We start from the raw sequence: 24,384 nt of genomic DNA on the forward strand, positions 1-24,384 counted from the left end.
AATGACCCACCAGTGGCGCGGAATCATCGAGGAGTACCGGGACCGGCTTCCGGTGTCCGACAGCACGCCGGTCGTGTCGCTCCGCGAGGGCGGCACGCCGCTCGTACCCGCGCAGGTGCTCTCCGAGCGCACCGGCTGCGAGGTCCACCTCAAGGTGGAGGGCGCCAACCCGACCGGTTCCTTCAAGGACCGCGGTATGACCATGGCCATCACGCGGGCGAAGGAGGAGGGCGCGAAGGCCGTCATCTGCGCCTCCACCGGCAACACGTCGGCGAGTGCCGCCGCCTACGCCGTACGTGCCGGGATGGTCTGCGCCGTCCTCGTGCCGCAGGGCAAGATCGCGCTCGGCAAGATGGGCCAGGCCCTCATCCACGGCGCGAAGATCCTCCAGGTCGACGGCAACTTCGACGACTGTCTGACGCTGGCGCGCTCGCTGTCCGACAACTACCCGGTGGCGCTGGTCAATTCGGTCAACCCGGTGCGTATCGAGGGCCAGAAGACCGCCGCCTTCGAGATCGTGGACATGCTCGGCGACGCGCCCGACATCCATGTCCTTCCGGTGGGCAACGCGGGGAACATCACCGCGTACTGGAAGGGGTACACGGAGTACGCCGCCGACGGCATCGCCCGGCAGACCCCGCGCATGTGGGGATTCCAGGCGTCCGGCTCCGCGCCGATCGTGCGCGGGGAGGTCGTGAAGGACCCGTCGACCATCGCCACCGCGATCCGTATCGGCAACCCGGCCTCGTGGAAGTTCGCGCTGGCCGCGCGGGACGAGTCGGGCGGCTTCATCGACGAGGTGACGGACCGTGAGATCCTGCGCGCCTACCGGCTGTTGGCCGCTCAGGAGGGCGTCTTCGTCGAGCCCGCGTCCGCCGCGTCCGTCGCCGGTCTGCTGAAGGCCGCCGAGCAGGGCAAGGTCGACCCGGGCCAGCGCATCGTCTGCACGGTCACCGGAAACGGTCTCAAGGACCCCGACTGGGCCGTCGCGGGTGCTCCGCAGCCGGTCACCGTCCCGGTGGACGCGGCGACGGCGGCCGAACGGCTCGGTCTGGCGTAGGTCGAGACATGGTCCGGTCCGGCTTGAATCCGGGTCCGGTCCGGCTTGAATCCAGGCTCGGTCCGGCTTGAATCCAGGCCTGCTCCAGGCTGAATCCGGGCCCGGTCCGGTCTGGATCGGGGCCCGGTCCGGTCTGGATCGGGCCGGGATTGGCGTGAATCCCGACCCGGTTCGGCTTGAAATCGGGCCTGGTCCGGCACCCATCCAGGTCGGGTCGGCGTGGAACCGGGCCTGGTCCGGCGTCATACCGGGACCGGGATGGCGTAAAGCCGCCAGGCGTGAACCCGCCAGGTGGGGCCGGCCGGACCCGGCGGAACGCGTCGAACAGTGCGGAACGCGCCCCGGGCGGGCGGGAAACCGTCAGAAAGCCGTCGGAAACCGTCCGCTCGTGGGGGTCGTCCCCCGCGGCGACCCGACAGGGGGTGCACGAGGGGCTTACGACACGCATCGTGCGCCTCCTGTGCGCCCTATGTCGCCACTGAACCTTCCTTCGATAGGCTGTACCGAACCCGCCCGCCGCATATGCCGCGGTGTCGCGCGGTCTTCGCGGACTCCGGGACCTGGTGCCCGTCCGTTGCAGTTCATCCCGCAGTTCATCTCGCAGTTCTTCGAAAATCTCGTAGATCACGCAGCTCAAGGAGAGTCATCGAGCGATGGCCGGTCCAGCGTTCCGCGCCGCCGCCGTCCGGGTGCGCGTCCCCGCCACCAGCGCCAACCTCGGCCCGGGTTTCGACGCCTTCGGGCTGTCACTGGGGCTGTACGACGACGTGGTCGTCCGGGTGGCCGACTCCGGGCTGCACATCGACATCGCGGGTGAGGGCAGCGAGACGCTGCCCCGCGACGAGAACCATCTCCTCGTCCGTTCCCTGCGCACCGCCTTCGACCTGCTGGGCGGCCAGCCGCGCGGCCTCGAGATCGTCTGCGCCAACCGCATCCCGCACGGCCGGGGTCTGGGCTCCTCCTCGGCCGCCATCTGCGCCGGCATCGTCGCCGCCCGCGCGGTGACGATAGGCGGGGACAGCAGGCTCGACGACGCCGCGCTCCTCGAGCTCGCGACCGAGATCGAGGGACACCCCGACAACGTCGCGGCCTGTCTGCTCGGCGGGTTCACGCTTTCCTGGATGGAGTCCGGCGCCGCGCGGGCGATCAGGATGGAGCCCGCCGATTCCATCGTTCCGGTGGTCTTCGTACCGGGAAAGCCCGTGCTCACCGAGACCGCGCGCGGTCTGCTGCCGCGCACCGTTCCGCATGTCGACGCCGCCGCCAACGCGGGACGCGCCGCACTGCTCGTCGAGGCGCTGACCCGGCGCCCCGAGCTGCTGCTGCCCGCCACCGAGGACCGGCTGCACCAGGAGTACCGAGCCCCGGCGATGCCGGAGAGCGCCGCGCTCGTGGAGCGCCTGCGCGCCGACGGCATCCCGGCGGTGATCTCCGGTGCGGGGCCCACGGTCCTCGCGCTGGCGGACCGCGCGTCGGCCGACAAGGTGGCCGATCTCGCAGGTCAGGGCTGGGCCGCCAACCGTCTGGACCTCGACGCCCAGGGGGCGTGCGTGTTGCCGCTCGCACCTGTCGGGGTCAATTGACGACGCACGGTTGCCGGATTTGGAGAGGGGGAATGTTTGTTGGATCCGGTAGTGTTAACCTCAAGTCTGCACCCGACCCCACCATGGCGAGGTGCTTCGCGTCCCCGTCCGGGACACCCATTCTTCCGGGAGCCTCCCAAACTGCTACGTGCCTTGCATTGGGTGCTATGCGCTGAGCAGTGCTGAGCACGCTCCGGAACCGGCGTGACCGAGCCGATGACACCGAACCTCAGTGCCACGGCTGCGTAATCGTCATCACCAGCAATGTCTTCCGCCGCTTTGGCGGACCACCGCCCCGGCACGGTCCACACAGCAAGGACCAATGCCGGACAGCACAACCGGTCGCCGAGCCAGACAGGCCGACGTCCGCTCCAGGGAAGGACCCTTCGTGAGCGACACCACCGATCTGATGGGCGCACGTGTCGAGGAGACCGCTGCCGCGCCCGCCACGGACGCCTCCGCGCCTGCCACCGGTGCCGGCTCCAGGCGACGCCGCGGTACCGGCCTCGAAGGCATGGTGCTGGCCGAGCTGCAGCAGGTCGCATCCGGCCTCGGGATCAGGGGCACCGCGCGTATGCGCAAGAGCCAGCTGATCGAGGTCATCAAGGAGGCGCAGGCCGGGGGAGGCGCTCCGGCCAAGACGACGTCCGACGACGCCGCCGCCGAGACCAAGCCGAAGCGCCGGACCACCTCGAAGGCCCGTACGGGTGACGAGGTCGCGGCCCCGGCCGAGCAGAAGGCCGAGAAGGTCGCCGCCGAGAAGGCCGTGGCCCAGCAGCAGATCGAGATCCCCGGCCAGCCCCTCAGCGACGACGCCCCCGCCGAGCGCCGCCGTCGCCGTGCCACCGCCGAGGCGGGCAGCCCGGAGACGGTCGCGGCCGAGGCGAAGAGCGAGCCGAGGACCGAGACGCAGGGCGACGCCGAGGGCGCCGACGGACGTCGTGAGCGCCGTGACCGTCGTGACCGCGACCGGGGTGGCCGTGACCGCGACCGCCGTCCCGTCAAGGGCGACGAGCAGCAGGGCGGCCAGGGCGCCGGACAGCAGCGCCCGGACCGTCAGGAGCGCCAGGACCGTCCGGACCGTCAGCAGCAGGGCGGCGGCCGCCAGGACCGCCAGCAGCAGCGTGACAGTGGCCCGCGCGACAACGGACCCCGTGACAACGGTCCGCGCGACAACGGCCCGCAGGACGACGACGACTTCGAGGGCGGTCGCCGCGGTCGCCGCGGCCGTTACCGCGACCGCCGTGGGCGTCGTGGACGTGACGAGATCGCCGAGCCGCAGGTCGCCGACGACGACGTGCTGATCCCCGTCGCGGGCATCCTCGACATCCTCGACAACTACGCGTTCATCCGTACGTCGGGCTACCTGCCGGGTCCCAACGACGTGTACGTCTCCCTCGCCCAGGTCCGCAAGAACGGTCTGCGCAAGGGTGACCACGTCACCGGAGCGGTCCGTCAGCCCAAGGACGGCGAGCGCCGCGAGAAGTTCAACGCGCTGGTGCGCCTGGACTCGACCAACGGCATGGCCCCCGACTCCGGGCGCGGACGGCCGGAGTTCAACAAGCTGACGCCGCTGTACCCGCAGGACCGGCTCCGCCTGGAGACCGACCCGGGCGTGCTGACGACCCGGATCATCGACCTCGTCGCGCCGATCGGCAAGGGCCAGCGCGGTCTGATCGTGGCCCCGCCGAAGACCGGCAAGACCATGATCATGCAGGCGATCGCCAACGCGATCACGCACAACAACCCCGAGTGCCACCTGATGGTCGTCCTGGTCGACGAGCGTCCGGAAGAGGTCACCGACATGCAGCGGTCGGTCAAGGGCGAGGTCATCTCCTCGACCTTCGACCGTCCGGCCGAGGACCACACCACGGTCGCCGAGCTCGCCATCGAGCGTGCCAAGCGTCTGGTGGAGCTGGGCCACGACGTCGTCGTGCTGCTCGACTCGATCACGCGTCTGGGCCGTGCGTACAACCTCGCCGCCCCGGCCTCCGGCCGCATCCTGTCCGGTGGTGTCGACTCGACCGCGCTGTACCCGCCGAAGCGCTTCTTCGGTGCCGCGCGCAACATCGAGGACGGCGGCTCGCTGACCATCCTGGCCACCGCGCTCGTCGACACCGGCTCGCGCATGGACGAGGTCATCTTCGAGGAGTTCAAGGGCACCGGCAACGCCGAGCTCAAGCTCGACCGGAAGCTCGCCGACAAGCGCGTCTTCCCGGCGGTGGACGTCGACGCGTCCGGCACCCGTAAGGAAGAGCTCCTGCTCGGCAGCGACGAGCTCGCCATCACCTGGAAGCTGCGCCGCGTGCTCCACGCGCTCGACCAGCAGCAGGCGATCGAGCTGCTGCTCGACAAGATGAAGCAGACGAAGTCGAACGCCGAGTTCCTGCTCCAGATCCAGAAGACCACGCCGTCGCCGGGCAACGGCAACGACTAGGTCCTCAGGGCAAGAACCACCAAGGGCCGCCCCCGTCACACACGTGACGGGGGCGGCCCTTTGCGCTGTTCGGTACGCGTGTACGATCGCGCCCTTGAACTTCTGCTGATGCAGATCTGAACTTTCAGTCTCTGAGGGGGGACCTGAGTGGATACGTCCATGTCCGGGAGCGGTCGGCACAGACGTCGCATACGGATCGCCGTCCCGGTCGCCGCGGCCGGCCTCGCCGCCGTGGTCGCCGGAGCGCTCCTGATGTCGTCGGCGAACGCCGCGCCCGGCACGACGGTGCCCACACCCACCGTGAGCCTCGCCAACTCCACGCCTTCCCAGGCCGTGTTGGAGAAGCGTGTCGCGGGCGCCCTCGCCGGTGACGACACCGCGGGCCGTACGACCCGGAAGACATCGCTGAGCGCCACCACGACGCCGGCGCATGTCGACCCGAAGATCATCGGTGGCACCACGACCACCATCAGCACGGCCCCGTGGATGGCCCAGCTCTGGTACTACGACGACAAGGGCACCACCAGCACGGCCGACGACCTCGGCTTCTTCTGCGGTGGCTCCGTCGTTTCGCCGACGAAGATCCTCACCGCCGCGCACTGCACCAAGGACGAGAGCGGCAAGATCTACGACTGGAAGGCCAACGGCGTCGTCGTCACCGGCACCGCCCAGCTTCCGACCAGCGACTCCGCGGGCAACGTCGTCCTGCACGGTGGCACGGTGACCGGCGCCCTGCGGCAGTGGACCCACCCCTCGTACAGCCCGGCCAAGATCGACAACGACATCGCGGTCATCACGCTGGCGAACCCCGTCACCGCCAAGCCGATCAACATGACGACGTCCGGTGACACCACGTCGTACGCGGCCAACACCAAGGCGACGCTGTACGGCTGGGGCCGCACCACCTCCACCAGCCAGGACATCTCCGAGACGCTGAAGACGGCCACGCTGCCGATCAACTCGGACACCACCTGCGCCGCCGCCTTCGGCAGCTACTTCATCAAGGGCCACATGGTCTGCGCCGGCCCCAAGGCGACCGGCAGCGACGCCGGTACGACGTCTGCCTGCAACGGTGACTCCGGCGGCCCGCTCATCGTCGGCAGCGGCACCGCCGCCCGTATCGTGGGCGTCGTCTCCTGGGGTGTCGAGGACTGCGTCGAGAAGGGCGCGTACAGCGTCTTCTCGAAGGTCAGCACCTATGTCGGCGCCGCCTGGCCGCGCGTCGAGGACGCCAACCTGAGCGGCGATCACAAGGCCGACCTGTGGGTCCGCAACTCGTCGACCAAGACGGGCTACGAGAAGGACTCCAACGGCACCTCGTTCGGCGCGCGTCAGTCGTGGTCGAGCTGGGCCGGCGTCAACATCGTGCTCCAGAGCGACCTCAACCGTGACGGCTACCAGGACCTCGTCGTCCGCGACAGCGCCACCGGTGACGTCCACTGGATGCACTGGCTGCCCGCGACGGGCAAGTGGGCCAACGACAGGATCTTCAGCGGCTGGGGCACCCGCACCCGCATCCTCGCCCCCGGTGACCTCACCGGCGACGGCCTGCCCGACGTCCTCTCCGTCGACTCCGCCGGAGCGATGTGGGAGTACCCGGGCAAGGGCAACGGCACCTTCTCGGCCCGCGTCGAGATCGGCACCGGCTGGAACCAGTACAACTCGGTGCGCGGGCACGGCGACTTCACCGGCGACGGCAAGGCCGACCTGATCGCGCGCAGCAGCTCGGGCTCGTACATGTACCTGTACAAGGGCACCGGCAAGACCGGCAGCGGCGCCTTCTCCGCCCGGATCAAGGTGCGCACCTGGCCCGGCTACAACGCCTTCGACGCGGTCGGCGACATCACCGGCGACGGCAAGGCCGACTTCCTCGCCCGCACCCCCGCCGGCACGCTGTACCTGTACCCGGGTACCGGAAAGGCCACCAGCGAGATCTTTGCCACAAGGATCTCGGTCGGTACCGATTTCAAGCAGTACGACATCTTCGGCTGACCTCGCAGGTGAGCGGGTTTTCCCCGCTCCGGCCGAACACACAGTGTGCCCATCGCGTGACGCGGTGGGCACACTGCGTTGTGCAACCCTTTCCCGAGTTTCCCCGTCTGACCGTACGGAGTGACCATGGAGCGGTACGCCTCGTCACGACCAGATGGGCCTGGCCCTGAAAGCAGGGGGTAACCGACCGCAAACGGATTGAGGAGCACATGCCTGCCGAGAGCACGCCGGAACCCGGCATACCGGGGGACCCCGCCAGCAGCGCCCCGCGCCGTCCGAAGGGCCGCCGCCGCAAGACCCGCAGCACGCGGAGCAGGGCCCTGATCGTCACGGCCTGGACCGCGGCGGGGATCGTGGTGCTCGGTGGCACCGGGGCCGGCTACCTGTATTTCAAGCTCAACGGCAACCTCAAGAGCGTCGACATCAACCAGGCGCTCGGCAGCGACCGGCCCATGAAGGTCGACAACGGCTCCGAGAACATCCTGGTCCTCGGCTCCGACACCCGGTCCGGCACCAACAAGAAGCTGGGCGGCGGTGCCGACGACGGCAGCGCCCGCTCCGACACCGCGATGATCGTCCACGTGTACAAGGGCCACAAGAGGGCCAGCGTGGTCTCCATCCCCCGCGACACCCTCGTCGAGCGGCCCTCCTGCGCCGACTCGAAGGGCACCGTCCACGGCACGGTCTCCGGCGCGATGTTCAACTCCGCCTACTCCACCGGCGGCGCCGCCTGCGCGGTGAAGACCGTCGAGCACATGTCCGGCATCCGCATGGACCACTACATCGAGATCGACTTCAGCGGCTTCCAGAAGCTGATCGACGACCTCGGCGGCGTCACGGTCACCACGACCAAGGCCATCTCGGACCACGAGAGCCATCTGCACCTGACGGCCGGGTCGCACGACCTCGACGGCAAGCAGGCGCTCGGCCTGGTCCGCACCCGGCACGGCGTCGGCGACGGCTCCGACCTCGGCCGCATCCAGCTCCAGCAGGCGTTCATGAAGGCGCTGGTCGACCAGGTCAAGCACATCGGGATCCTGTCCAGCCCGAAAAAGCTGTTCGACCTCGCCGACACCGCGACCAAGACGGTGACCACCGACACCGACATCGGCAGTGTGACCCGCCTCGCCTCCTTCGCGGGCGGCCTCAAGGGCATCGGCTCGTCCCACATGAACATGGTGACGATGCCGGTCCAGTACGACCGCGCCGACGCCAACCGCGTCCTGGTCGACAAGGCCAAGGCCGAACTGGTCTGGAAGGCGCTGAAGGCCGACCGGCCGATCCCGAAGGCGGCCACCGAGGGAACCGCCACCGGCCAGGCGAAGGGCGTCGTCGGCCCCGGCTGACCTGCGCGCGTACCCGCTGCGTACCCCCGGGGAATAGATCGTCGCGTCCCCCCGTTTTGGGGGATACGGCCAGTGCTGGCAGACTGGTACGTCGGCCCCGGTTCACGCATCCGCATCCAGCGGCGGCGACCCGGTGCCCTCCCGAAACTAGGAGACACCTTGAAGCGCGACATCCACCCCGAGTACGTCGAGACGCAGGTCAGCTGTACCTGTGGCGCGTCGTTCACCACCCGCAGCACGATCTCGAGCGGTGCCATCCGCGCCGAGGTCTGCTCCGAGTGCCACCCGTTCTACACGGGCAAGCAGAAGATCCTCGACACCGGTGGCCGTGTGGCCCGCTTCGAGGCCCGCTTCGGCAAGGCTGCCGCTGCCAACAAGTAGCGAGCCCACAGCGCCGGTCTTCGGAGTCTCCCGTACGGGGACGCCGGGACCGGCGCTTTGCGGTCCAGCCCCCTCCCCGGGCTCTCGACCCGTTCGAGCAGGGGAACCCCACGCCGTACCTACGTCCCCGAGCCCGTCATGGAGCTGGGGACAGTCCATTGGAGCCGGAGATGTTCGAGGCGGTCGAGGAACTGATCGGCGAGCACGCCGATCTGGAGAAGAAGCTCGCTGACCCGTCGGTCCACGCCGACCAGGCCAACGCGCGCAAGCTCAACAAGCGCTACGCCGAGCTGACCCCGATCGTCGCGACGTACCGCTCCTGGAAGCAGACCGGGGACGACATCGGCACGGCGAAGGAGTTCGTCGCCGACGACCCCGACTTCGCCGCCGAGGTCAAGGACCTGGAGAAGCAGCGCGAGGAGCTCACCGAGAAGCTCCGCCTGCTGCTGGTCCCGCGCGACCCCAGCGACGACAAGGACGTCATCCTGGAGATCAAGGCGGGCGCCGGCGGCGACGAGTCCGCCCTGTTCGCCGGTGACCTGCTGCGCATGTACCTGCGCTACGCCGAGCGCGTCGGCTGGAAGACCGAGCTCATCGACGCCACCGAGTCCGAGCTCGGCGGCTACAAGGACGTCCAGGTCGCCGTGAAGACCAAGGGCGGCCAGGGTGCCACGGAGCCCGGCCAGGGCGTCTGGGCCCGGCTGAAGTACGAGGGCGGCGTGCACCGGGTGCAGCGCGTGCCCTCGACCGAGTCGCAGGGCCGCATCCACACCTCCGCCGCTGGTGTCCTCGTCACGCCCGAGGCCGAGGAGGTCGAGGTCGAGATCCTCGCGAACGATCTCCGTATCGACGTCTACCGCTCCTCCGGCCCCGGCGGCCAGTCCGTCAACACGACCGACTCCGCGGTGCGCATCACGCACATTCCCACCGGAGTCGTCGCTTCCTGCCAGAACGAGAAGAGCCAGCTGCAGAACAAGGAGCAGGCGATGCGTATCCTGCGCTCCAGGCTCCTCGCGGCGGCGCAGGAGGAAGCGGAGCGGGAAGCCTCCGACGTCCGCCGCAGCCAGGTCCGCACGGTCGACCGCTCCGAGAAGATCCGTACGTACAACTTCCCGGAGAATCGCATCTCGGACCACCGCGTCGGCTTCAAGGCGTACAACTTGGACCAGGTCCTCGACGGTGAGCTCGACGCCGTCATCCAGGCCTGCGTCGACGCGGACTCGGCAGCCAAGCTCGCCAACGCATAACAGCAAACGACACCAGCTCAGTCCCGGAGGACCAGCGTGAACCTGCTGCTCGCGGAAGTGGCCCAGGCCACCCAGCGGCTGGCCGACGCCGGCGTGCCCTCGCCGCGCAACGACGCGGAGGAGCTCGCCGCCTTCGTGCACGGCGTGAAGCGGGGCGAGCTGCACAGTGTCAAGGACACGGACTTCGACGCCCGCTACTGGGAGGTGACCGCGCGCCGCGAGGCCCGCGAGCCGCTCCAGCACATCACCGGGCGCGCCTACTTCCGCTACCTCGAACTCCAGGTGGGTCCGGGCGTGTTCGTCCCGCGCCCGGAGACCGAGTCGGTCGTCGGCTGGGCCATAGACGCCGTCCGCGCGATGGATGTCGTCGAACCGCTGATCGTGGACCTGTGCACCGGCTCGGGCGCCATCGCGCTCGCCCTCGCCCAGGAGGTCCCGCGCTCCCGTGTGCACGCCGTGGAGCTGTCCGAGGACGCCCTCCGGTGGACGCGCAAGAACGTCGAGGGGTCCAGGGTCGACCTGCGCCAGGGAGACGCCCTCGCGGCCTTCCCCGACCTCGACGGCCAGGTGGACCTGGTGATCTCCAACCCTCCGTACATCCCGCTCACCGAATGGGAGTACGTGCAGCCGGAGGCCAGGGACTACGACCCCGAACTCGCCCTCTTCTCGGGCGAGGACGGACTCGACCTCATCCGCGGCATCGAGCGCACCGCGCACCGGCTGCTGCGTCCCGGCGGCGTCGTCGTCATCGAGCACGCCGACACCCAGGGCGGACAGGTGCCCTGGATCTTCACCGAGGAGCGGGGCTGGGCCGACGCGGCCGACCACCCGGACCTCAACAACCGGCCGCGGTTCGCGACCGCCCGCAAGGCGATGCCGTGAGCACGGCCGACGGGGCCCGGGCGCGCGGCGCCGTCCTGCGCACCCGCAGCGCCTTCCCCCGCACCGCGTTTCTTCGCACCGCGTTTCCCCGCACCGCGTTTCTTCGCACCCCCAGCCAGCAGTACGTGTATGAGGAGGCCCGCTAAATGGCACGGCGATACGACACCAACGACGCGACCGACCGCACCACAGGTCTGCGTGAGGCAGCGTCCGCCGTCCGCCGTGGCGAGTTGGTGGTCCTCCCGACGGACACCGTGTACGGCATCGGTGCCGACGCGTTCACCTCGGAGGCCGTCGCCGACCTGCTGGACGCCAAGGGCCGGGGCCGCAACATGCCCACCCCTGTCCTCATCGGCTCCCCGAACACCCTGCACGGCCTCGTCACGGACTTCTCCGAGATGGCCTGGGAGCTCGTCGACGCGTTCTGGCCCGGTGCCCTGACGCTCGTCGCCAAGCACCAGCCGTCCCTCCAGTGGGACCTCGGGGACACCCGGGGCACGGTGGCGATCCGTATGCCGCTGCACCCCGTCGCCATCGAGCTCCTCACCGAGGTCGGCCCGATGGCCGTCTCCTCCGCCAACCTCACGGGCCACCCGGCGCCGGAGGACTGCGACGCCGCGCAGGGCATGCTCGGCGACTCGGTCTCCGTCTACCTGGACGGCGGCCCGACCCCGGGCAACGTGCCCTCCTCGATCGTCGACGTGACCGGCAAGGTGCCCGTGCTGCTGCGCGCGGGCGCACTGTCGGCGGAGGAGCTCCGGAAGGTCGTACCCGACCTCGAGGTGGCGAATTGACAGCCCCTGACGCGGGGCGTGGATGGATAGGCACGGGGATCACGGGGACCGGTGGGTCCCCCCGGGGGTCCTTCCGCATCCTCCACGTCAGCACCGGCAATGTGTGCCGCTCGCCGATCACCGAGCGGCTGACCCGGCATGCCCTGGCGGACCGGCTCGGCGACCCCCTGTGGGGCGGCCTCATCGTGGAGAGCGCCGGCACCTGGGGCCACGAGGGCGCGCCCATGGAGGCCAACGCCGAGACCGTCCTCGCCGACTTCGGCGCGGACCCCTCCGGCTTCGTCGGGCGCGAGCTCCTCGACGACCACGTCATCCGCGCCGACCTGGTCCTGACGGCCACCCGCGACCACCGTGCCCAGGTCATCTCCATGGGCCACTCGGCGGGACTGCGCACCTTCACCCTGAAGGAGTTCACCCGGCTGGTCCGCGCCATAGACACGGCGACCCTGCCGCCCCTCCAGGACGGCGTGATCGAACGTGCCGTCGCCCTGGTGCGGGCCGCCGCGGCGCTGCGCGGCTGGCTGCTGGCCCCGACCGCGGAGGCCGACGAGGTCTACGACCCCTACGGGGCGCCGCTGCCGTTCTTCCGGTCCATCGGGGACGAGATCAACGAGGCACTGGATCCCGTCGTCACCGCTCTGACGGGGGTACCCGCGCGGACGTGACACCGGGCGTCCCACCGGTCCCGGTTCTACATTGGACGTAAGCGTCCCCCGTAGATGTCCGGAGTCCACCATGCCGGTCGCCACCACGCTCGAAGCGGATGTCCTGAGCCGCCAGGACCCCGAGCTCGCCGAGATCCTGATCGGCGAGCTGGACCGGCAGTCGACCACGCTGCAACTGATCGCGGCCGAGAACTTCACCTCGCCGGCCGTGCTGGCCGCGCTCGGCTCACCGCTGGCGAACAAGTACGCAGAGGGATATCCAGGCGCCCGCCACCACGGCGGCTGCGAGTTCGTCGACGCCGCCGAACGCGTCGCCGTCGACCGCGCCAAGGCACTCTTCGGCGCAGAGCACGCCAACGTCCAGTCCCACTCCGGGAGTTCGGCGGTCCTGGCCGCGTACGCGGCCCTGCTGCGCCCCGGTGACACCGTGCTGGCGATGGGCCTGCCCTTCGGCGGTCACCTGACCCACGGGTCGCCCGCGAACTTCTCCGGCCGCTGGTTCGACTTCGTCGGCTACGGAGTCGGGGCGGAGTCCGGACTGATCGACTACGAGCAGGTGCGCACCCTGGCCCGGGCCCGTCGCCCCAAGGCGATCGTGTGCGGATCGATCTCGTATCCCCGGCACATCGACTACGCGCTGTTCCGGGAGATCGCCGACGAGGTCGGCGCCTATCTCATCGCGGACGCCGCCCACCCCATCGGGCTGGTCGCGGGGGGAGCGGCGCCCAACCCGGTGCCGTACGCCGACATCGTGTGCGCCACCACCCACAAGGTGCTCCGCGGTCCGCGCGGCGGCATGATCCTTTGCGGCGGCGAACTGGCCGAGCGGGTCGACCGGGCGGTCTTCCCGTTCACCCAGGGCGGCGCGCAGATGCACACCATCGCGGCCAAGGCCGTCGCGTTCGGCGAGGCCGCGACCCCGGCGTTCACGGCGTACGCCCGTCAGGTGGTCGCCAACGCCCGCGTGCTGGCCGAGGGACTGGACGCGGAGGGGCTCGCGATCACCACGGGCGGCACCGACACCCATCTGCTCGCCGCGGACCCGGCCCCGCTCGGTGTCGAGGGGCGCACCGCGCGTGGCCGTCTCGCCGCCGCCGGTATGGTCCTCGACACGTGTGCGCTGCCTCACGGCGACGCCCGTGGCCTGCGGCTCGGCACCGCGGCGCTGACCACCCAGGGGATGGGCGAGCCGGAGATGGCACGGGTCGCCGCACTCTTCGCGGGGGTGCTGCGGGACGAGATCGACGGCCGGACGGCACGGGAGGAAGTACGGGAACTGACCGGTAGATTTCCGCCTTATCCGGACTGACCGGGGGTACGCGTACCGCGCTGCACAGCCACTCGTGCAACCATCGTCGCTACCCGAAAGTCCTCAACCATATGCGTGCATCGCTAGGGTGTGGGGCTGTGATGGCCAGCGAGACCTGTGGGGAAGCCCGTGCGTGAATACCTGCTGACGCTCTGCATCACGGCCGCGGTGACGTACCTGCTGACAGGGCCGGTACGGAAATTCGCGATCGTGGCCGGAGCCATGCCGGAAATCAGGGCGCGCGACGTGCACCGTGAACCCACGCCGAGGCTCGGCGGCATCGCGATGTTCTTCGGTCTGTGCGCCGGCCTGCTGGTCGCCGACCACCTGAAGAACCTCAACGCGGTCTTCTCCAACTCCAACGAACCACGCGCCCTGCTCTCCGGGGCCGCGCTGATCTGGCTGATCGGCGTGCTGGACGACAAGTTCGAGATCGACGCCCTGATCAAGCTGGGCGGCCAGATGATCGCCGCGGGCGTCATGGTCATGCAGGGTCTGACGATCCTGTGGCTGCCGATCCCCGGGGTGGGCCTCGTCGCGCTGACCCAGTGGCAGGGCACCCTGCTGACGGTGGCGCTCGTCGTCATCACCATCAACGCGGTCAACTTCGTGGACGGTCTCGACGGACTGGCCGCCGGCATGGTGTGCATCGCGTCCGCCGCGTTCTTCCTCTACGCCTACCGGATCTGGTACTCGTACGGCATCGAGGCCGCCGCCCCGGCGACGCTGTTCGCGTCGATCCTGATGGGCATGTGCCTGGGCTTCCTGCCGCACAACATGCACCCCGCGCGGATCTTCATGGGCGACTCCGGTTCGATGCTCATCGGGCTGGTGCTGGCCGCCGGCGCCATCTCCATCACCGGGCAGATCGACCCCGACGTGATGAACCTGTTCTCCGGTTCCGAGCGCAACACCGTGCACCAGACGGTGCCGGTGTTCATCCCGCTGCTGCTGCCGCTGACGATCATCGCGATCCCGGCCGCCGACCTGGTGCTCGCCATCGTGCGGCGCACCTGGCGCGGGCAGTCGCCGTTCGCAGCCGACCGCGGCCATCTGCACCACCGCCTCCTGGAGGTCGGGCACTCGCACAGCCGGGCCGTCCTGATCATGTACTTCTGGTCGGCGCTGATCGCCTTCGGCGCCCTCGCGTACTCGGTCAACTCCGGGGCCATGTGGAGCGTGCTCGCCATCGCGGCACTCAGCGCGGTCGGTCTCGTCCTGCTCCTGCTGCCGCGCTTCACGCCGCGCGCCCCGCGCTGGGCCGAGCACCTGCTGCCGCCGCGCTACCGGCGCCGCAGGGCCGCCGCCGCGGCCGCTGGAGAGGCTGCCGGAGCGGGGTCGCCCGTGACCCACGAGGCGGCGGTGGCGGGCGAGCCTGACGAGGCACGCGAGCACCGTGCGCCGGCGGCTGCCGGGGTCTCAGGAGTCAATGGAGCGACGGCGATTGGTGCCCGTCCGCGACTTCTCGACCGGCGCGAGGCCGAGTCCTCGCACTGAGTCCAAGGTAAGAATCTGACTAACGCGTGACCAAATCGTGGGGTAGTAAAGCACCCCAATATCAGACAAGTTGGTCGCCTGCGCGCACAGACGCGCACCTTCACTCTCATGTGTGACAGTCAGCACACCAACCAGGTAAAGACCTCATCAAATAGTTTGTGATACGGTTCACGAGAACCCAGGGCAGAGCCGAAGGACCCCAGTACCACGGTCCTTTGGCGTGAGGTTCTCTCTCAGCCCGGGACTACGCTCGTCCATGACGACACGCCCCCCTTAGCAAGCGGAGTTGCCGCCATGCCGTCCAATGACGCCCGGATCCTCCTGCAGGCCGCTGTACCCACAGCTGCCGTCGGCGCGATTGCCGCCGTCGTCAGCGGTGTGGTCGCCGGCGGCAAAGGAGCGATCGGGGCGATCGTCGCGACGCTGGTCGTGATTCTCTTCATGGGGCTCGGGCTCTACGTTCTGCAGCGCGTGGCGACATCGCTTCCGCACTTGTTCCAGGCGATGGGTCTCCTGCTCTACACGGCGCAGATTCTTCTGCTGTTCATCTTTGTCGCCGTGTTCAAGAACACCTCGCTGTTCAATCCCAAGTCCTTCGCGCTCACCCTGGTCGTCACCACTCTCGTGTGGATCGGCGCACAGGCGCGTGCCCATATGAAGGCCAAGATCCTCTACGTCGAACCCGACTCCTCGAAGGGCGACAAGCCCGAGAACAAGGGGCATTCGTCGTGAGGGGTAGGGCCGGGATAAGTGCACGTAGGAGATCCTGCTATCGTCCGGTGCCAACTGCGGCATCGCGGGCGCGGGCATCTGAGCTGACGCCTGCTCAATCGCGAGGCTTGATGCCCCACTGCCGCCCCCACATCCGTAACACCAGTCCAGTGCCGAACCGCGGCTGTGCGCCGCGCCGACACAACGAGGTTGCCGTACCTATGCGCCACGCTGAAGGAGCCCGCGGTGAGTGCTGACCCGACGCAGGTGCTCGCTTTCGAGACCGACTGCCACATCTTCGAGAACAACGGTTGTGGCTTCCCGGCACCCGGCCTGCACTCGTTCCTGTTCGAGCCTCTCTGGGGCAACGGGGACAGCAACTTGTACTTCAACAAGACGATGCTCCTGGCGCTGCTCGGCTCGGTTATCGTCGTCGCCTTCTTCTGGGCCGCCTTCCGCAAGCCGAAGGTCGTCCCGGGCAAGCTGCAGATGGTCGCCGAAGCCGGCTACGACTTCATCCGCCGCGGCGTCGTCTACGAGACGATCGGCAAGAAGGAAGGCGAGAAGTACGTACCCCTGGTCGTCTCGCTGTTCTTCTTCGTCTGGATGATGAACCTCTGGTCGATCATTCCGGTCGCCCAGTTCCCGGTCACGGCGATCATTTCGTATCCCGCGGTGCTGGCCGGAATCGTCTACGTCGTCTGGGTGTCCCTGACGTTCAAGCGCCACGGATTCGTCGGAGCGTTCAAGAACATCAGCGGCTACGACAAGTCGCTGGGCCCGGTTCTCCCGCTGGCCATGTTCATCGAGCTGCTCTCGAACCTGATCGTCCGGCCGTTCACGCACGCGGTGCGACTCTTCGCGAACATGTTCGCGGGCCACACCCTGCTGCTGCTGTTCACGATCGCCACCTGGTACCTGCTCAACGGCTGGGGGATCGCCTACTCGGGCGTCTCGTTCATCATGGTCATCGTGATGACGGCCTTCGAGCTGTTCATCCAGGCCCTGCAGGCGTACGTGTTCGTGCTGCTGACCTGCACCTTCATCCAGGGCGCGCTGGCCGAGCACCACTGAGCGCCCGTCCTCTCCGCCCCGCAGTCGTCCGGTGGCCAACCCCCACCGGTCCGTAAAGAAAAGGAATAACTGGCATGCAGACCCTTGCCGCTGTCTCCGGCTCGCTCGGCTCGATCGGTTACGGCCTCGCGGCCATCGGCCCCGGCGTCGGCGTCGGCATCATCTTCGGTAACGGCACCCAGGCCCTCGCCCGTCAGCCTGAGGCCGCCGGTCTGATCCGCGCCAACCAGATCCTCGGCTTCGCCTTCTGTGAGGCGCTCGCCCTCATCGGTCTGGTCATGCCGTTCGTCTACGGCACCTGATCCACCCGATCAGCGACAGCCCACTAGACGAAAGGCACTGACATGAGCCACATGCTCATTCTGGCGGCCGAGAAGGAAAACCCTCTCATCCCGCCGATCCCCGAGCTTGTCATCGGCCTGCTCGCCTTCGTCATCGTCTTCGGCTTCCTGGCCTGGAAGCTTCTCCCGAACATCAACAAGGTTCTGGAGCAGCGCCGCGAGGCCATCGAGGGCGGTATCGAAAAGGCCGAGGCCGCGCAGACCGAGGCCCAGAGCGTTCTTGAGCAGTACAAGGCTCAGCTCGCCGAAGCCCGTCACGAGGCCGCGCGCCTGCGCCAGGAAGCAACGGAGCAGGGCGCCACGCTCATCGCCGAGATGCGCGCGGAAGGCCAGCGGCAGCGCGAGGAAATCGTCGCCGCCGGTCACACGCAGATCGAGGCCGACCGCAAGGCCGCCGCTCAGGCGCTGCGCCAGGACGTCGGCCACCTGGCCACCGACCTGGCCGGCAAGCTGGTCGGCGAGTCCCTCGAGGACCACGCCCGGCAGAGCCGCGTCATCGACCGTTTCCTCTCCGAGCTTGAGGAGAAGGCCGAGGCGGCTCGATGACTGCACACGGAGCGAGCCGCGAGGCAACCGCAGCCGCACGTGAGCGTCTCGACGCGCTGACGGACTCGACGTCCGTGGACGCGGCACAGCTCGCCGACGAGCTGGCCGCGGTCACCGCGCTGCTCCACCGCGAGGTGTCGCTGCGTCGGGTCGTCACCGACCCGGCGCAGCCCGGCGAGGCCAAGGCCGAGCTGGTCCAGCGCCTGCTCGGCGGCCAGGTGGGCGGCACCGCCGCCGACCTGGTGTCCGGCATGGTGCGTTCCCGCTGGTCGCAGCCCCGCGACCTGGTGGACGCCCTTGAGGAGCTCACCGCCACCGCCGACCTCACGGCGGCGCAGCGGACGGGCGCGCTCGACAACGTCGAGGACGAGCTGTTCCGCTTCGGCCGGATCGTCGCCTCGAACACCGGGCTGCGCGCCGCGCTGACCGACCGGGCCGCCACCACGGCGGCCAAGAGCGAGCTGCTGCGCAGCCTGCTCGGCGGCCGGGCCGACGTGACGACCGAGCGTCTGGTGACGCGCCTTGTGACCGCGCCTCGCGGACGTAGCCTGGAAGCGGGACTCGAGTCCCTGTCCCGGCTCGCCGCCGAGCGTCGCAACCGCATGGTCGCCGTGGTCACCTCGGCGGTGCCGCTGAGCGACGGACAGAAGCAGCGCCTCGGCGCCGCTCTGGCGAAGCTCTACGGCCGCCCGATGCACCTCAACCTCGACGTGGACCCCGATGTCCTCGGCGGGATCCGGGTGCAGGTCGGCGACGAGGTCATCAACGGTTCCATCGCGGACCGTCTCGAGGACGCCGCCCGCCGCATGGCGAGCTAGTAATCCCATAAGCAGTACGCAATTACGGCCCATGTTGGGCCGTGCAGAGGATTCACCTCTCATAGGGGGGAGTCCATCCCCCCAAGTGAAACTTCGGGCCCAACAAGGAGAGCAGGGAACCCAGATGGCGGAGCTCACGATCCGGCCGGAGGAGATCCGGGATGCGCTGGAGAACTTTGTCCAGTCGTACAAGCCGGACGCGGCCTCGCGCGAGGAGGTCGGTACGGTCACCGTCGCCGGCGACGGTATCGCCAAGATCGAGGGTCTCCCCTCGGCCATGGCGAACGAGCTGCTGAAGTTCGAGGACGGAACCCTCGGCCTCGCGCTGAACCTGGAAGAGCGCGAGATCGGTGCGGTCGTCCTCGGCGAGTTCAGCGGTATCGAAGAGGGTCAGCCGGTGCAGCGCACCGGTGAGGTGCTGTCCGTCGCCGTGGGCGAGGGTTACCTCGGCCGCGTCGTCGACCCGCTCGGCAACCCGATCGACGGCCTCGGCGAGATCGAGACGTCCGGCCGCCGCGCCCTCGAGCTGCAGGCCCCGGGCGTCATGGTCCGCAAGTCGGTGCACGAGCCGATGGAGACGGGCTACAAGGCCGTCGACGCGATGACCCCGATCGGCCGCGGCCAGCGTCAGCTGATCATCGGCGACCGTCAGACCGGCAAGACCGCGCTGGCCGTCGACACGATCATCAACCAGCGCGACAACTGGCGCTCGGGCGACACCAAGAAGCAGGTCCGCTGCATCTACGTCGCCATCGGTCAGAAGGGTTCGACCATCGCCTCCGTGCGTGGCGCCCTCGAAGAGGCCGGCGCGCTGGAGTACACGACCATCGTCGCCGCCCCGGCGTCCGACCCGGCCGGCTTCAAGTACCTTGCGCCGTACACCGGTTCGGCCATCGGTCAGCAGTGGATGTACGAGGGCAAGCACGTCCTCATCATCTTCGACGACCTCTCGAAGCAGGCCGACGCCTACCGCGCCGTGTCCCTGCTGCTCCGCCGTCCGCCGGGGCGCGAGGCCTACCCCGGTGACGTCTTCTACCTGCACTCCCGTCTGCTGGAGCGCTGCGCGAAGCTCTCCGACGACCTGGGCGCCGGTTCGATGACGGGTCTGCCGATCGTCGAGACCAAGGCGAACGACGTGTCGGCGTTCATCCCGACCAACGTCATCTCCATCACCGACGGCCAGTGCTTCCTTGAGTCCGACCTGTTCAACGCCGGCCAGCGTCCGGCCCTGAACGTCGGTATCTCGGTCTCCCGCGTCGGCGGCTCCGCCCAGCACAAGGCGATGAAGCAGGTCTCCGGCCGGCTCCGCCTCGACCTGGCCCAGTACCGCGAGCTGGAGGCGTTCGCCGCCTTCGGTTCCGACCTGGACGCCGCGTCGAAGTCGCAGCTGGAGCGCGGTCAGCGTCTGGTCGAGCTGCTCAAGCAGGCTCAGTACCAGCCGATGGCCACCGAGGACCAGGTCGTCTCCGTCTGGGCCGGTACCACCGGCAAGATGGACGACGTTCCGGTCGTCGACGTCCGCCGCTTCGAGAAGGAGCTCCTGGAGTACCTGCACCGCAAGGAGCAGGGCCTCATGACCTCCATCAAGGAGGGCGGCAAGATGTCGGACGACACGCTCACCGCCATCGCCGACGGCATCACGGAGTTCAAGAAGCAGTTCGAGACCTCGGACGGGAAGCTTCTCGGCGAGGACGCTCCGGCCGCAGCCAAGTGACGTAAGGAAGGGACCTGACTCATGGGAGCCCAGCTCCGGGTCTACAAGCGTCGCATCCGATCCGTCACCGCGACCAAGAAGATCACCAAGGCGATGGAGATGATCGCCGCCTCGCGTGTCGTCAAGGCGCAGCGCAAGGTGGCGGCCTCCACGCCGTACGCGACCGAGCTCACCCGCGCGGTCACGGCGGTCGGTACCGGTTCGAACACCAAGCACCCGCTGACCACGGAGGCGGAGACGGCCAGCCGTTCCGCGGTTCTGCTCCTCACGAGCGACCGCGGACTGGCCGGCGCCTTCAACTCCAACGCCATCAAGGCGGCGGAGCTGCTGACCGCCCGTCTCGAGGCCGAGGGCAAGGAGGTCGACACGTACATCGTCGGCCGCCGCGGTCTGGCCCACTACAACTTCCGCGAGCGCAAGGTCGCGGAGTCGTGGTCGGGTTTCACCGACGAGCCCACCTACGCGGACGCGAAGAAGGTCGCGGGTCCGCTGATCGAGGCCATCGAGAAGGACACGGCGGACGGCGGCGTGGATGAGATCCACATCGTCTACACCGAGTTCGTCTCGATGATGACGCAGACGGCCATCGACGGCCGGCTGCTGCCGCTTCGCCTCGAAGAGGTCGTGGCGGAGGAAGCGCCCGAGGGCGAGATCCTTCCGCTGTACGAGTTCGAGCCGTCGGCGGAGGACGTCCTCGACGCCCTCCTGCCGCGCTACGTCGAGAGCCGTATCTACAACGCGCTGCTCCAGTCGGCTGCCTCCAAGCACGCCGCCACGCGCCGCGCGATGAAGTCGGCGACCGACAACGCGGGAGACCTGATCACCACGCTCTCCCGACTTGCCAATGCGGCCCGCCAGGCCGAAATCACCCAGGAAATCAGCGAGATCGTCGGTGGCTCCGCAGCCCTTGCCGACGCGACCGCGGGGAGTGACAAGTAATGACGACGACTTCTGAGACGGCCGTTGCCACGGGCCGCGTCGCCCGGGTCATCGGCCCGGTCGTCGACGTGGAGTTCCCCGTCGACGCGATGCCGGACATCTACAACGCCCTTCACGTCGAGGTGGCCGACCCGGCCAACGCCGGCGAGAAGAAGACGCTGACCCTGGAAGTCGCCCAGCACCTGGGTGACGGCCTGGTCCGCACGATCTCCATGCAGCCCACCGACGGTCTGGTCCGCCAGGCCGCCGTCACCGACACCGGCGCGGGCATCACCGTCCCGGTCGGTGACTTCACCAAGGGCAAGGTGTTCAACACCCTCGGTGAGGTGCTGAACAGCGACGAGAAGTACTCGGGCGAGCGCTGGTCCATCCACCGCAAGGCCCCGCGCTTCGACGAGCTCGAGTCGAAGACCGAGATGTTCGAGACCGGCGTCAAGGTCATCGACCTCCTCACCCCGTACGTCAAGGGTGGAAAGATCGGTCTGTTCGGTGGTGCCGGTGTCGGCAAGACGGTGCTCATCCAGGAGATGATCTACCGCGTCGCCAACAACCACGACGGTGTCTCCGTGTTCGCCGGTGTCGGTGAGCGCACGCGTGAGGGCAACGACCTCATCGAGGAGATGTCCGAGTCGGGCGTCATCGACAAGACCGCGCTCGTCTTCGGCCAGATGGACGAGCCCCCGGGCACCCGTCTGCGCGTGGCCCTCGCGGGTCTGACCATGGCGGAGTACTTCCGCGATGTGCAGAAGCAGGACGTGCTGTTCTTCATCGACAACATCTTCCGCTTCACGCAGGCCGGTTCCGAGGTCTCGACCCTGCTCGGCCGTATGCCCTCCGCGGTGGGCTACCAGCCGAACCTGGCCGACGAGATGGGTCTCCTCCAGGAGCGCATCACCTCGACCCGTGGTCACTCGATCACCTCGATGCAGGCGATCTACGTCCCCGCGGACGACCTGACCGACCCGGCCCCGGCCACCACGTTCGCCCACCTCGACGCGACGACGGTTCTCTCCCGTCCGATCTCCGAGAAGGGCATCTACCCGGCCGTGGACCCGCTGGACTCCACGTCCCGCATCCTGGACCCCCGCTACATCGCGGCGGACCACTACGCGGCCGCGATGCGCGTCAAGTCGGTTCTCCAGAAGTACAAGGACCTTCAGGACATCATCGCGATCCTCGGTATCGACGAGCTGGGCGAGGAGGACAAGCTCACCGTCCACCGTGCCCGTCGCGTGGAGCGCTTCCTGTCCCAGAACACCCACGTCGCCAAGCAGTTCACCGGCGTCGACGGGTCGGACGTCCCGCTGGACGAGTCGATCGTGGCCTTCAACGCGATCATCGACGGTGAGTACGACCACTTCCCGGAGCAGGCGTTCTTCCTGTGCGGTGGCATTGAGGACCTCAAGGCCAACGCCAAGGAGCTCGGCGTCTCCTGAACCTCGTGTTCTGAGTGAGAGGGCGGGACCGCGCCTCGCGGGGTGCGGTCCTTCCCCCTCCGTACGCCTACTAGACTTTGACCCAACACCCGGCAGCAACGCCGGGTGGTGACCCGAGGAGCCCACCTTGGCTGCTGAGCTGCACGTCGAGCTCGTCGCCGCGGACCGTAGTGTCTGGTCCGGCGAGGCCACCCTGGTCGTCGCGCGTACCACGTCCGGCGACATCGGCGTCATGCCCGGTCACCAGCCGCTGCTCGGTGTGCTGGAGTCGGGCCCGGTGACCATCCGTACGAGTGATGGTGGAACGGTCATCGCCGCGGTGCACGGCGGTTTCATCTCATTCGCTGACAACAAGCTGTCGCTGCTGGCCGAGATCGCCGAGCTGTCGGACGAGATCGATGTCCAGCGTGCGGAGCGGGCGCTCGAGCGCGCGAAGTCGGACGCCGACGCGTCCGCCGAGCGCCGCGCGGACGTCCGCCTGCGTGCGGTGGCGCCCCGCTGACCATCGGTGCGACCCCGGCCCTTTAGGCGCTGGGCTAGCACTGTGTGAAGCTTTGACTCAGCCGCGGCTGGGACCGGATCACTCCGGCCCTGGCCGCGGCTGAGGCAAATCCGGAAGTTTTTTCTTTTCCGTTACCTAGGAGACGAGGAGGTCGGTGTCGATGGTCCTCGCTCTGACTGTGTGCGGAGTGCTAGTAGCGCTTGTAGTGGTGGGGCTGTTCGTCTTCGGCCTCCGTCGCCGGCTGATCCAGCGTTCCGGCGGAACGTTCGACTGCAGCCTGCGCTGGGACGTCCTAGAGAAGGGTGACCCCAGTGGCAAGGGCTGGAGCTACGGCGTCGCCCGCTACAACAGTGACCGGATCGAGTGGTACCGCGTCTTCTCGTACGCCCCCCGCCCGCGCCGCGTTCTCGAACGCTCGGCGATCGAGGTGGCCGGCCGTCGTACCGCGGACGGCGAGGAGGAGCTCGCGCTGCTCTCCGACGCGATCATCCTCGCCTGTCTCCATCGCGGGACACGCCTGGAACTGGCGATGAGCGAGGACGCGCTGACCGGTTTCCTCGCCTGGCTGGAGGCGGCCCCGCCCGGCCAGCGGGTGAACGTCGCCTGACCCCCGCCCCTCCTCGCGCGGGACGGACCTCCCCCGGATCCCGCGCGGCCCCTGCCCTCACCCGGCGCGCGCACAGCCCGCTCAGCGGCCCCGCCGATACCGCGGATCCGGCATGCCCCGGACCGCAGTCCCGCGGCCCAGCGCAGCGTCCGGCTGCCCCCTGCGGTTGCACGGCTGACGTCCCGCCGCCCCTTGAGACCGCGCGGCCCCGCTCCCCGAGCCGCACCGCGTTTCACACTCCCACGTCCCACACCCGGCCGCCCGGTTTCACGCGGTCCGGGCAGCCCCGGCGCCGGGCGTCCGCCCCCGCGTCCGGCGTCCCGCGTCCCGCGCCCGCGCCCGCGTCCGGCGTCCGGCGTCCCGCGTTCCGCGCCCGCGCCCGCGTCCGGCGTCCGGCGTCCGGCGTTCCGCGCCCGCGCCCGCGTCCGGCGTCCGGCGTCCGGCGTTCCGCGCCCGCGTCCGGCGTCCCGCGTTCCGCGCCCGCGTCCGGCGTCCCGCGTTCC

22 protein-coding genes and 1 pseudogene are annotated in these 24,384 nt (G+C 69.0%); 22 read left to right on the plus strand and 1 reads right to left on the minus strand.

What is annotated here, in order from left to right; genetic code table 11:
* The first annotated feature begins 1 nt into the window (after position 1).
* The 22 genes from thrC to ACIQRL_RS35060 all read left to right on the plus strand — a co-directional run bounded on the left by thrC (position 2) and on the right by ACIQRL_RS35060 (position 23,881).
* Positions 2 to 1,060, plus strand: coding sequence for a threonine synthase (gene thrC, locus ACIQRL_RS34955; protein WP_266762803.1), 1,059 nt, complete (start codon positions 2 to 4; stop codon positions 1,058 to 1,060).
* Between the two features lie 653 nt (positions 1,061 to 1,713).
* Positions 1,714 to 2,643 (plus strand): homoserine kinase, encoded by a 930-nt coding sequence (gene thrB / locus ACIQRL_RS34960; protein ID WP_401339181.1) that lies wholly within the window; start codon positions 1,714 to 1,716, stop codon positions 2,641 to 2,643.
* A 388-nt stretch (positions 2,644 to 3,031) separates the two neighbouring features.
* On the plus strand, positions 3,032 to 5,080 hold the full coding sequence (gene rho, locus ACIQRL_RS34965; protein ID WP_401339183.1) for a transcription termination factor Rho: 2,049 nt from the start codon (positions 3,032 to 3,034) through the stop codon (positions 5,078 to 5,080).
* 159 nt (positions 5,081 to 5,239) lie between these two features.
* Complete coding sequence (locus tag ACIQRL_RS34970; RefSeq protein WP_401339185.1) at positions 5,240 to 7,072, plus strand: trypsin-like serine protease; 1,833 nt, start codon at positions 5,240 to 5,242, stop codon at positions 7,070 to 7,072.
* Between the two features lie 209 nt (positions 7,073 to 7,281).
* Positions 7,282 to 8,418, plus strand: a complete 1,137-nt coding sequence (locus ACIQRL_RS34975) for an LCP family protein (protein ID WP_401339187.1) — start codon at positions 7,282 to 7,284, stop codon at positions 8,416 to 8,418.
* 159 nt (positions 8,419 to 8,577) lie between these two features.
* Entirely contained in the window at positions 8,578 to 8,799 is a 222-nt protein-coding gene (gene rpmE, locus ACIQRL_RS34980) for a 50S ribosomal protein L31 (RefSeq protein ID WP_266762813.1), read from the plus strand.
* A 170-nt stretch (positions 8,800 to 8,969) separates the two neighbouring features.
* Positions 8,970 to 10,046 carry a peptide chain release factor 1 gene (gene prfA / locus ACIQRL_RS34985; RefSeq protein ID WP_401339189.1) on the plus strand — a complete coding sequence of 359 codons (1,077 nt, stop codon included), beginning with the start codon at positions 8,970 to 8,972 and terminating at the stop codon, positions 10,044 to 10,046.
* A gap of 36 nt (positions 10,047 to 10,082) precedes the next feature.
* Positions 10,083 to 10,928: a peptide chain release factor N(5)-glutamine methyltransferase gene (prmC, locus tag ACIQRL_RS34990; RefSeq protein ID WP_351543452.1), complete on the plus strand. Its 846-nt coding sequence runs from the start codon at positions 10,083 to 10,085 to the stop codon at positions 10,926 to 10,928.
* A 146-nt stretch (positions 10,929 to 11,074) separates the two neighbouring features.
* Positions 11,075 to 11,722: an L-threonylcarbamoyladenylate synthase gene (locus tag ACIQRL_RS34995; protein ID WP_103550972.1), complete on the plus strand. Its 648-nt coding sequence runs from the start codon at positions 11,075 to 11,077 to the stop codon at positions 11,720 to 11,722.
* On the plus strand, positions 11,719 to 12,387 hold the full coding sequence (locus tag ACIQRL_RS35000; protein WP_401339193.1) for a protein-tyrosine-phosphatase: 669 nt from the start codon (positions 11,719 to 11,721) through the stop codon (positions 12,385 to 12,387). The genes ACIQRL_RS34995 and ACIQRL_RS35000 overlap by 4 nt, the downstream gene beginning before the upstream one ends.
* 70 nt (positions 12,388 to 12,457) lie before the next feature.
* Entirely contained in the window at positions 12,458 to 13,696 is a 1,239-nt protein-coding gene (gene glyA / locus ACIQRL_RS35005; protein ID WP_401339196.1) for a serine hydroxymethyltransferase, read from the plus strand.
* 129 nt (positions 13,697 to 13,825) lie between these two features.
* Positions 13,826 to 15,193, plus strand: coding sequence for an MraY family glycosyltransferase (locus tag ACIQRL_RS35010; RefSeq protein WP_401339198.1), 1,368 nt, complete (start codon positions 13,826 to 13,828; stop codon positions 15,191 to 15,193).
* Positions 15,194 to 15,487: 294 nt separating this feature from the next.
* Positions 15,488 to 15,925, plus strand: coding sequence for a hypothetical protein (locus ACIQRL_RS35015; RefSeq protein ID WP_401339199.1), 438 nt, complete (start codon positions 15,488 to 15,490; stop codon positions 15,923 to 15,925).
* Positions 15,926 to 16,150: 225 nt separating this feature from the next.
* The gene (gene atpB / locus ACIQRL_RS35020) at positions 16,151 to 16,978 is read left to right on the plus strand and encodes a F0F1 ATP synthase subunit A (protein WP_401339201.1); all 828 of its coding nucleotides are present in this window, start codon (positions 16,151 to 16,153) and stop codon (positions 16,976 to 16,978) included.
* Positions 16,979 to 17,052: 74 nt separating this feature from the next.
* Positions 17,053 to 17,280 (plus strand): ATP synthase F0 subunit C, encoded by a 228-nt coding sequence (gene atpE, locus ACIQRL_RS35025; RefSeq protein ID WP_391858896.1) that lies wholly within the window; start codon positions 17,053 to 17,055, stop codon positions 17,278 to 17,280.
* Positions 17,281 to 17,322: 42 nt separating this feature from the next.
* Complete coding sequence (locus ACIQRL_RS35030) at positions 17,323 to 17,865, plus strand: F0F1 ATP synthase subunit B (RefSeq protein ID WP_328553385.1); 543 nt, start codon at positions 17,323 to 17,325, stop codon at positions 17,863 to 17,865.
* Positions 17,862 to 18,683 (plus strand): F0F1 ATP synthase subunit delta, encoded by an 822-nt coding sequence (locus ACIQRL_RS35035; RefSeq protein WP_401339202.1) that lies wholly within the window; start codon positions 17,862 to 17,864, stop codon positions 18,681 to 18,683. The genes ACIQRL_RS35030 and ACIQRL_RS35035 overlap by 4 nt, the downstream gene beginning before the upstream one ends.
* Positions 18,684 to 18,807: 124 nt before the next feature.
* Positions 18,808 to 20,397: a F0F1 ATP synthase subunit alpha gene (gene atpA / locus ACIQRL_RS35040; RefSeq protein ID WP_401339203.1), complete on the plus strand. Its 1,590-nt coding sequence runs from the start codon at positions 18,808 to 18,810 to the stop codon at positions 20,395 to 20,397.
* A 21-nt stretch (positions 20,398 to 20,418) separates the two neighbouring features.
* On the plus strand, positions 20,419 to 21,336 hold the full coding sequence (locus ACIQRL_RS35045) for a F0F1 ATP synthase subunit gamma (protein WP_401339206.1): 918 nt from the start codon (positions 20,419 to 20,421) through the stop codon (positions 21,334 to 21,336).
* Positions 21,336 to 22,772 carry a F0F1 ATP synthase subunit beta gene (atpD, locus tag ACIQRL_RS35050; RefSeq protein ID WP_328553381.1) on the plus strand — a complete coding sequence of 479 codons (1,437 nt, stop codon included), beginning with the start codon at positions 21,336 to 21,338 and terminating at the stop codon, positions 22,770 to 22,772. Before ACIQRL_RS35045 ends, atpD begins: the two co-directional genes overlap by 1 nt.
* Positions 22,773 to 22,899: 127 nt before the next feature.
* Positions 22,900 to 23,274 carry a F0F1 ATP synthase subunit epsilon gene (locus tag ACIQRL_RS35055; RefSeq protein WP_401339208.1) on the plus strand — a complete coding sequence of 125 codons (375 nt, stop codon included), beginning with the start codon at positions 22,900 to 22,902 and terminating at the stop codon, positions 23,272 to 23,274.
* 160 nt (positions 23,275 to 23,434) lie between these two features.
* The gene (locus ACIQRL_RS35060) at positions 23,435 to 23,881 is read left to right on the plus strand and encodes a DUF2550 domain-containing protein (protein WP_401339210.1); all 447 of its coding nucleotides are present in this window, start codon (positions 23,435 to 23,437) and stop codon (positions 23,879 to 23,881) included.
* A 232-nt stretch (positions 23,882 to 24,113) separates the two neighbouring features.
* Here the strand turns inward: ACIQRL_RS35060 and ACIQRL_RS35065 are convergent.
* Positions 24,114 to 24,384, minus strand: a pseudogene (locus ACIQRL_RS35065) (hypothetical protein); the annotation flags it as partial.

Origin of the sequence: Streptomyces sp. NPDC091209, from assembly GCF_044757755.1 — a bacterium.
Classification (GTDB): Bacteria; Actinomycetota; Actinomycetes; order Streptomycetales; family Streptomycetaceae; genus Streptomyces.

What these genes read in the sequence shown, in the direction of transcription:
- thrC (WP_266762803.1), top strand. Translation starts at nt 2, where the DNA reads ATGACCCACCAGTGGCGCGGAATCATCGAGGAGTACCGGGACCGGCTT.
- thrB (WP_401339181.1), top strand. Translation starts at nt 1,714, where the DNA reads ATGGCCGGTCCAGCGTTCCGCGCCGCCGCCGTCCGGGTGCGCGTCCCC.
- ACIQRL_RS34970 (WP_401339185.1), top strand. Translation starts at nt 5,240, where the DNA reads ATGTCCGGGAGCGGTCGGCACAGACGTCGCATACGGATCGCCGTCCCG.
- ACIQRL_RS34975 (WP_401339187.1), top strand. Translation starts at nt 7,282, where the DNA reads ATGCCTGCCGAGAGCACGCCGGAACCCGGCATACCGGGGGACCCCGCC.
- prfA (WP_401339189.1), top strand. Translation starts at nt 8,970, where the DNA reads ATGTTCGAGGCGGTCGAGGAACTGATCGGCGAGCACGCCGATCTGGAG.
- ACIQRL_RS34995 (WP_103550972.1), top strand. Translation starts at nt 11,075, where the DNA reads ATGGCACGGCGATACGACACCAACGACGCGACCGACCGCACCACAGGT.
- glyA (WP_401339196.1), top strand. Translation starts at nt 12,458, where the DNA reads ATGCCGGTCGCCACCACGCTCGAAGCGGATGTCCTGAGCCGCCAGGAC.
- ACIQRL_RS35015 (WP_401339199.1), top strand. Translation starts at nt 15,488, where the DNA reads ATGCCGTCCAATGACGCCCGGATCCTCCTGCAGGCCGCTGTACCCACA.
- atpE (WP_391858896.1), top strand. Translation starts at nt 17,053, where the DNA reads ATGCAGACCCTTGCCGCTGTCTCCGGCTCGCTCGGCTCGATCGGTTAC.
- ACIQRL_RS35030 (WP_328553385.1), top strand. Translation starts at nt 17,323, where the DNA reads ATGAGCCACATGCTCATTCTGGCGGCCGAGAAGGAAAACCCTCTCATC.
- ACIQRL_RS35035 (WP_401339202.1), top strand. Translation starts at nt 17,862, where the DNA reads ATGACTGCACACGGAGCGAGCCGCGAGGCAACCGCAGCCGCACGTGAG.
- atpA (WP_401339203.1), top strand. Translation starts at nt 18,808, where the DNA reads ATGGCGGAGCTCACGATCCGGCCGGAGGAGATCCGGGATGCGCTGGAG.
- ACIQRL_RS35045 (WP_401339206.1), top strand. Translation starts at nt 20,419, where the DNA reads ATGGGAGCCCAGCTCCGGGTCTACAAGCGTCGCATCCGATCCGTCACC.
- atpD (WP_328553381.1), top strand. Translation starts at nt 21,336, where the DNA reads ATGACGACGACTTCTGAGACGGCCGTTGCCACGGGCCGCGTCGCCCGG.
- ACIQRL_RS35060 (WP_401339210.1), top strand. Translation starts at nt 23,435, where the DNA reads ATGGTCCTCGCTCTGACTGTGTGCGGAGTGCTAGTAGCGCTTGTAGTG.